General features: G+C 68.1%; 5 protein-coding genes. 2 read left to right on the top strand and 3 right to left on the bottom strand.

Annotated features, from left to right (window positions below):
* Positions 1-252: 252 nt before the first annotated feature.
* Positions 253-2,964 carry a phosphoenolpyruvate carboxylase gene (gene ppc / locus DBR34_RS17950; RefSeq protein WP_128097793.1) on the top strand — a complete coding sequence of 904 codons (2,712 nt, stop codon included), beginning with the start codon at positions 253-255 and terminating at the stop codon, positions 2,962-2,964.
* A 44-nt stretch (positions 2,965-3,008) separates the two neighbouring features.
* On the opposite strand, the gene DBR34_RS17945 is transcribed toward ppc, so the two are convergent.
* Positions 3,009-3,509 carry an acyl-CoA thioesterase gene (locus DBR34_RS17945; protein ID WP_128097792.1) on the bottom strand — a complete coding sequence of 167 codons (501 nt, stop codon included), beginning with the start codon at positions 3,507-3,509 and terminating at the stop codon, positions 3,009-3,011.
* Between the two features lie 293 nt (positions 3,510-3,802).
* The gene (gene metK, locus DBR34_RS17940; RefSeq protein WP_128097791.1) at positions 3,803-5,014 is read right to left on the bottom strand and encodes a methionine adenosyltransferase; all 1,212 of its coding nucleotides are present in this window, start codon (positions 5,012-5,014) and stop codon (positions 3,803-3,805) included.
* Between the two features lie 225 nt (positions 5,015-5,239).
* Between metK and DBR34_RS17935 the strand changes: the two genes are divergently transcribed.
* The gene (locus DBR34_RS17935; RefSeq protein ID WP_128097790.1) at positions 5,240-6,337 is read left to right on the top strand and encodes a metal-dependent hydrolase; all 1,098 of its coding nucleotides are present in this window, start codon (positions 5,240-5,242) and stop codon (positions 6,335-6,337) included.
* Between the two features lie 30 nt (positions 6,338-6,367).
* Here DBR34_RS17935 and DBR34_RS17930 read toward each other — a convergent pair.
* The coding region (locus tag DBR34_RS17930) for a class I SAM-dependent methyltransferase (protein WP_258224095.1) at positions 6,368-7,060 on the bottom strand (693 nt) is incomplete at its 5' end.

Raw genomic sequence — 7,060 nt, 5'->3', positions numbered from 1 at the left:
GGCTCCCCGCGATGCACGTGACCGGTAGTGCCGGCCGCTGGCCGGCTCCCCGCGATGCACGTGACCGGTAGTGCCGGCCGCTGGCCGGCTCCCCACGATGCACGTGACCGGCAATGCACAGGCACCTGTCAGATATGCATGGAGCCGGCCAGCGGCCGGCACTACCAGATGTAACTATTTGCGCGACGCAGCATTGACCTCGTTGTGGGTTAGGCTTGGGTGGATTCCGTTCCCGAGGCCAGTGCGTCGCAGATGAACGAGTACCGCAGCAGCATCGTCTTTGCCACTCCCGATATTCCCCTGCGCGACGACGTACGCCGACTTGGCGCACTGGTCGGCGACCTGCTTGCCGAGCAGGTGTCCACGCAGTTCTTCGATGACGTGGAACAGGTGCGCACGCGCGCCATCGCCCGCCGCGAAAGCGACGCCCCGCTGTCCGACCTCAACGACGCGCTGACCGGCCTGCCGCCCGAGCGCGCCGAAGCGATGGTGCGTGCGTTCAGCACCTACTTCCAGGTGGTCAACATCGCCGAGCGCGTGCATCGCATCCGCCGTCGCCGCGACTACCAGCGCGCCGGCACCGCCGCGCCGCAGCCCGATGGCCTGCAGGATGCGCTGCTCAACCTCAAGGCGCAGGGCGTGACCCTGGCCGAGCTGGCCGAGTGGCTGCCACGCATCGACATCGAACCGGTGTTCACCGCGCACCCGACCGAAGCGGTACGCCGCGCGCTGCTGGAAAAAGAGCAGCTGATGGTCGCCAGCATGGTCGACAACCTCGACGGCCAACGTACCCCCGGTGAAGCCGCCGCCGACGCCGCGCGTTTCCGCATGGCGCTCACCGCCTCCTGGCAGACCACCGATTCCTCGCCCGTGCGGCCCACCGTGGACGACGAGCGCGAGCACGTCGGCTTCTACCTGGTGCAGGTGCTGTACCGGGTGATCCCGGTGCTGTACGAATCGCTGCAGCAGGCGCTGCTGGATACCTATGGCGAAGACCTGCCGCTGCCGCGCCTGCTGCGCTTCGGCACGTGGGTGGGCGGGGACATGGATGGCAACCCCAACGTCGATGCCGGCACCATCCGGCATACCCTGGACGCACAGCGCCAGGCGGTCCTGGGCCGTTACCAGAAAGACCTGCTGCAGCTGGCCAGCCTGCTCAGCCAGTCCACCGAACGGATCGCGGTGAGCGACGCGCTGCAGGCGCGCGTGGCGCACTACGCGCAGTTGCTGCCCCAGGTGAAGTCACGGCCACGCCATGCCGACATGCCGTACCGCCTGCTCAACGACCGCATGCGCGCACGCGTGCAGGCCACCCTGGACGATGCCGACGGTGCCTATGCGTCGCCGGACGAACTCGAGCACGACATCCAGGTGATCCTGGACAGCCTGCACGCCAACAAGGGCGACCATGCCGGCGGCTTCGCGGTGCGCCGCCTGCTGTGGCGCGTGCGCACCTTCGGCTTCCACCTGGCGCGGCTGGACGTACGGCAGGAGTCGAGTGTGCACGGCCGCGCACTGGCCAGCGTGCTCGATGGCCAGGAGGCCTGGGATGCGGCCGATGCGGTCACCCGCGCAGCCCGGTTGGCACCGTTCGCCAGTGGCGAACAGGCCTTGCCGCCGAGCACCGAGCAGGGCGGTCAACGCCTGGACGCGGTGTTCGCTGCGCTGGCCGATGCACGCCGTCGCCACGGGTCCGACGCACTGGGCAGCTACATCATTTCGATGGCGCATGATCGCAGCGACGTGCTTGCGGTGCTCGCGCTGGCACGCCGGGGTGGGCTGGTCGACGACGCCGGCGCGGTGCCGCTGGACATCGCTCCGCTGTTTGAAACGGTGGACGATCTCAAGCGCGGCACCGACACCCTGCGCGACCTGCTGGCCGACCCGGTCTACCGCACCCACCTGGCCGCGCGCGGTGATGTGCAGATGGTGATGCTGGGCTATTCGGACAGTGGCAAGGACGGCGGCATCGCCGCCTCGCGCTGGGGCCTGCAACGCGCACAGGTGGAGCTGCTGGAGGTGGCCGCCGAGAACACCATCCGCCTGACCTTCTTCCATGGCCGTGGCGGGTCGATCAGCCGCGGTGGCGGCAAGACCACCCATGCGGTGGATGCCTCGCCACGGGGCAGCATCGACGGCCGCCTGCGCGTGACCGAGCAGGGCGAAGTGATCCACCGCAAGTACGGCATCCGCGCACTGGCGCTGCGCTCGCTGGAACAGTCCACCGGGGCGGTGCTGCGGTCCAGCCTGCGCCCGCGTGCGGCCGAACCGCGCGAGGAGCAATGGCGCCCGGTGATGGATCTGGTGGCGCAGAAAAGCGCGGAGGCGTACCGCGCCTTCGTGGGCCAGAAAGAGTTCATGCAGTATTTCCGCCAGGCCACGCCGATCGACGTGATCGAGCGGATGACGCTGGGCTCGCGTCCGTCGCGGCGGCTGGGCGAAGATGCCGCGTTGTCCAACCTGCGCGCCATTCCCTGGGTGTTTGCCTGGAGCCAGGCGCGCGCGGTGATTCCCGGCTGGTACGGCGTGGGCAGCGGCCTGCAGGCGGCGATCGAGGCCGGCCACGAGGACACGTTGAAGGAGATGGCGCGCGACTGGCCGTTCTTCAGCACCTTCCTGGACGACATCGCGATGGTGCTGAGCAAGGGCGATATCACCATTGCCGAGCAGTTCTCGCAGTTGTCCGGCCCGTTGCACGCCACGTTCTTCCCGCAGATCCAGCGCGAGCTGGAGCTCACCGCCCAGCAGATCCTGGCGCTGACCGGACAGGACGAACTGCTGCAGCACGACCAGCGGCTGGCGTTGTCGATCCGCCTGCGCAACCCCTACATCGACCCGATCAGCGTGCTGCAGGTGGACCTGCTGCGCCGCTGGCGTGCCAGCGGTGGCGAGGACGACGACGTGCTGCGCGCGCTGGTGGCGTGCGTGAACGGGGTATCGCAGGGCGTGCAGAACACCGGGTAGGGGCGGGCCATGCGTACCGACCCACGATGGGTACCCGCCGTAGCTTATTCCGGCGACGGCGGGTTGGACGCCAGCAACTCCAGATGACGCTGTTCCATTTCTTCGCGGAGCTGCCGGCGGATCAGCGCGGCGGCGTGGCGGCGGCGTTCGTCGCTGGTCTCCAGCTGCAGCGGCGGCACCGCGGTGGGTTTGCCGTCCTCGTCCACCGCGACCATAGTGAAGAAGCAGCTGTTGGCGTGGCGCACGCTGCGCTTGAGGATGTCCTCGGCCACCACCTTGACCCCGATCTCCATCGACGAGGTGCCGGTGTAGTTGACCGAGGCCAGGAAGGTGACCAGCTCGCCGACCGCGATCGGCTGGCGGAACATCACCTGGTCCACCGACAGGGTGACCACATAGCGGCCGGCATACCGGCTGGCGCAGGCATAGGCGACCTGGTCGAGCAGCCGCAGGATCGCGCCGCCGTGCACCTTGCCGGAGAAATTGGCCATCTCCGGCGACATCAGCACGGTCATGGACAGCTGGTTGGATTTGAATTCGGGCATGGCGGCAGTGTAGCGCCGCTTGGCCAATCGGTAGCGCCGACCGTTGGTCGGCTTGTCGCGCGCAGCGCGACGATGGCCAAGTACGGCGCCCAAATAACGACGGGCCGCTTTCGCGGCCGCGCCGCGATGGCAGGGATGCGCCGCGATGGTGAACGCATCGCCATGCGCCTGCGTTTTGCCGCCCAAACGACGACGGGCCGCATTCGCGGCCCGTCATCTGTTTCGATCAGCAGCAGCCGACCAACGGTCGGCTCTACCGCAAGAAAATGGGCCGCTTTCGCGGCCCATTTGTCTTACTTCAGCTTCGCATCCGCACGCAGGGCGGCGGCGCGGTCGGTCTTCTCCCAGGAGAAGGCCGTGGCGTTGACGGTTTCGCCCTCGCCGTTGAGGTAGCTGAAGTCCTTCGGCTTGCGGCCGAAGTGACCGTAGGCGGCGGTCTGCTGGTACATCGGGTGGATCAGGTCCAGCATCTTGATGATGCCGTACGGGCGCAGGTCGAAGTGCTTGCGGATCAGCTTTTCGATCTTGTCATCGCTGATCTTGCCGGTGCCGAAGGTGGTGACCGAGATCGAGGTCGGCTCGGCCACGCCGATGGCGTAGGAGACCTGCACTTCGCAACGGTCGGCCAGGCCGGCAGCCACGACGTTCTTGGCGACGTAGCGGGCAGCGTAAGCGGCCGAACGGTCGACCTTGGACGGATCCTTGCCCGAGAACGCACCACCACCGTGACGGGCCCAGCCGCCGTAGGTGTCCACGATGATCTTGCGGCCGGTCAGGCCGCAGTCGCCCACCGGGCCACCGATCTCGAACTTGCCGGTCGGGTTGATGTGGAACTTGGTGCCCTTGTGCAGCCACTTGGCCGGCAGCACCGGCTTGATGATCTCTTCGCGGACGGCCTCGATGAGGTCCTTCTGCTTCACGCCCGGGGCATGCTGGGTGGACAGCACGACTGCGTCGATGGCCGAGACCACGCCGTTTTCATAGCGCAGGGTGACCTGGCTCTTGGCATCCGGGCGCAGCCAGGACAGCGGCGAGTTCTTCTTCTTGCGGATCTTGGCCTGCTGCTCGACCAGACGGTGCGACAGGTGGATCGCGGCCGGCATGTAGCTGTCGGTCTCGTTGGTGGCATAGCCGAACATCAGGCCCTGGTCGCCAGCGCCCATTTCTTCGGGCTTCTTGCGGTCAACGCCCTGGGCGATGTGCGGGGACTGCTTGCCGATCAGGTTCAGCACGCCGCAGGTGGCGCCGTCGAAGCCGACGTCGGAGCTGTCATAGCCGATGTCCACGATGACCTTGCGGGTCAGCGCTTCCAGGTCGATCCAGGCGCTGGTGGTGATTTCACCGGCCACGATGGCGACGCCGGTCTTGACCATGGTCTCGCAGGCGACACGGGCGCGCTGGTCCTGGGTGAGGATCGCGTCCAGCACCGCATCGGAGATCTGGTCGGCAACCTTGTCCGGATGGCCTTCGGAGACCGATTCGGAGGTGAAGAGGTAGCTGGACATCAGGCTTAATATCCTTTGATTCGGATGGAAAGATGGGCGCGAATGATACACGGCATGTCGCCCGGTTGCATTGTGCGCCACGGGGAGTTGCCGGTGGTTAAGCCCGCGTGCCCGGCCAAGCGGCCGCCAGGACGCGATTGGGCCCCAGCGTCGCGGCCCAGTGTTCCACCAGCGTGACAGCCACGGGGCCGCCCCACCGACCTTCACACCCTATACCATCGGCCGATGGACTCCCTAAGCCAGATCGTACTGGGCGGCGCCGTTGCTGCCGCCATCGCCCCCGCCGGCCATCGCCGCGCCGCCCTGTTGGCCGGTGCCGCGCTGGGCACGCTGCCGGACCTGGACGCCCTGGTGCTGGCCTTCACCACCGCCGACCCGGTGGCATTGATGACCGAGCACCGCAGCGTCAGCCATTCACTGCTGGTGCTGCCGTGGGTGGCCGCGCTGATCTGGTGGCTGTTCAAGCGCTTCGGCCACGGCCGGGTCGCGCAGGCACCGGCGCGCTGGTTCTGGGCGATCCTGCTGGCGCTGGTGACCCACCCGGTGCTGGATGCCTTCACCGTGTACGGCACCCAGCTGTGGTGGCCGTTCACCCCGGCGCCGACCATGTGGTCCAGCGTCTTCATCATCGACCCGCTGTACACCGTGTGGCTGCTGATCGGCTGCGCGGTAGCCTGGTTCGCCCGCGCCCGCCCGGTGGCGCAGAAGGCGCTGGTGGCCGGGCTGGTGCTCAGCTGCGGCTACCTGGGCTGGTCGCTGCTGGCCAAGCACAGCGTCGAGCGGCAGGCCGACCGCGCGCTGGCGGCGATGGGGCTGGGCGATGCGCCACGGTTCTCGGTGGCCACCCCGTTCAACACGCTGCTCTGGCAGGTGGTGGCGATGACCCCCAGCGGCTACGTCATCGGCGAGCGTTCGCTGGTGGCGGACAACGGGCCGATGCACTTCCAGGGCTATCCCTCCAACGTGCAGGCGCTGCGCCAGGCCGAGGCGGCGGGCATTCCGGCGGTGCAGCGGCTGCAGTGGTTCAACCGCGGCTTCATGCGCGCCCAGGTGGTGGATGGCCAGCTGCAGTTGAGTGACCTGCGCATGGGCCTGGAGCCGGACTACACCTTTACCTTCGCGGTGGCGCGTGTCCAGCACGGGCAGTGGAGCGCCATCACGCCCGAGCAGTTGCGCCCGGCCTACGAAGGCGAACAGGGCAGGGCGAGGGTGAAGCAGCGGTTCGCGCAGATGTGGGCGCGGATCTGGCAGACGCCAGCGGGCACCACCGCGACGGTGCCACCCGCGCGCGCTCCCGCCGCCGGCGTGGCCGCCGGCCAGTAGACCAGCGCCCAGCGGCCAGGCTGGCCGCGGTCAGTAAACCGTGGCGCGGGCCTGCACGAACGAGAAGAAGAACACCGCGTTGGGGTCGTTCTGCACCAGGCTGAATTCCCGGCGCATGCCGTCCACGGTGTCCTGGTCAACCAGCCCGGCCTCCAGCAGCGGGTCGGCCGCCGACAGCAGCAGCTGTTCCCAGAACGCGATCATGGTCTTGCGCCGCGCCGGCTCGCGGTTGTCCAGGTGGATGGTCTTGATCTCGGTGTGCACGTCGCGGAAGCCACCGGCCAGCAGCAGGTTGCCAAGCTTGGCACCCACGAACGGGTCGCCGCCGTGGTCGTACTGGAAATCGTTGAAGGCCATCCAGTACCGCCAGATGTGCGGCGAATACGGGTCGAGCAGGAACGAGGCGTTCATCACTTCGGTGATGTACACCGGCGAGCCCGGCGCGAGCACGCGGCGCACTTCGCTGAGCACGCGCGCCGGTGACGGCACGTGTTCCAGCACCCAGCACAGGAAGGCCGAATCGAACTGGCGCGGGCCGAACGGCAGGTCGCCGGCATCGGCCTGCTGCAGTGTGTAGCGCTCGCTGCACCAGGGCGTCTTTTCCAGGTTGGCGCGCGCGGTGTCCAGCTGCGCCTGGCTCAGGTCCACCCCGGTGACGTGCAGCTCGGGGAAGCGGCGCAGCAGGATCTCGGTCTGCGCGCCGACGCCGCTGCCCACTTCCAG

The sequence above is a fragment of the Stenotrophomonas sp. HMWF003 genome (assembly GCF_003061285.1).
Taxonomy (GTDB): domain Bacteria; phylum Pseudomonadota; class Gammaproteobacteria; order Xanthomonadales; family Xanthomonadaceae; genus Stenotrophomonas; species Stenotrophomonas maltophilia_AP.
This window is presented reverse-complemented; position numbering and strand designations above follow the sequence as displayed.

Excerpts from the sequence above, each read along its gene's own strand:
- DBR34_RS17945 (WP_128097792.1), bottom strand. The coding sequence starts at position 3,509 with ATGCCCGAATTCAAATCCAACCAGCTGTCCATGACCGTGCTGATGTCG.
- DBR34_RS17935 (WP_128097790.1), top strand. The coding sequence starts at position 5,240 with ATGGACTCCCTAAGCCAGATCGTACTGGGCGGCGCCGTTGCTGCCGCC.
- ppc (WP_128097793.1), top strand. The coding sequence starts at position 253 with ATGAACGAGTACCGCAGCAGCATCGTCTTTGCCACTCCCGATATTCCC.
- metK (WP_128097791.1), bottom strand. The coding sequence starts at position 5,014 with ATGTCCAGCTACCTCTTCACCTCCGAATCGGTCTCCGAAGGCCATCCG.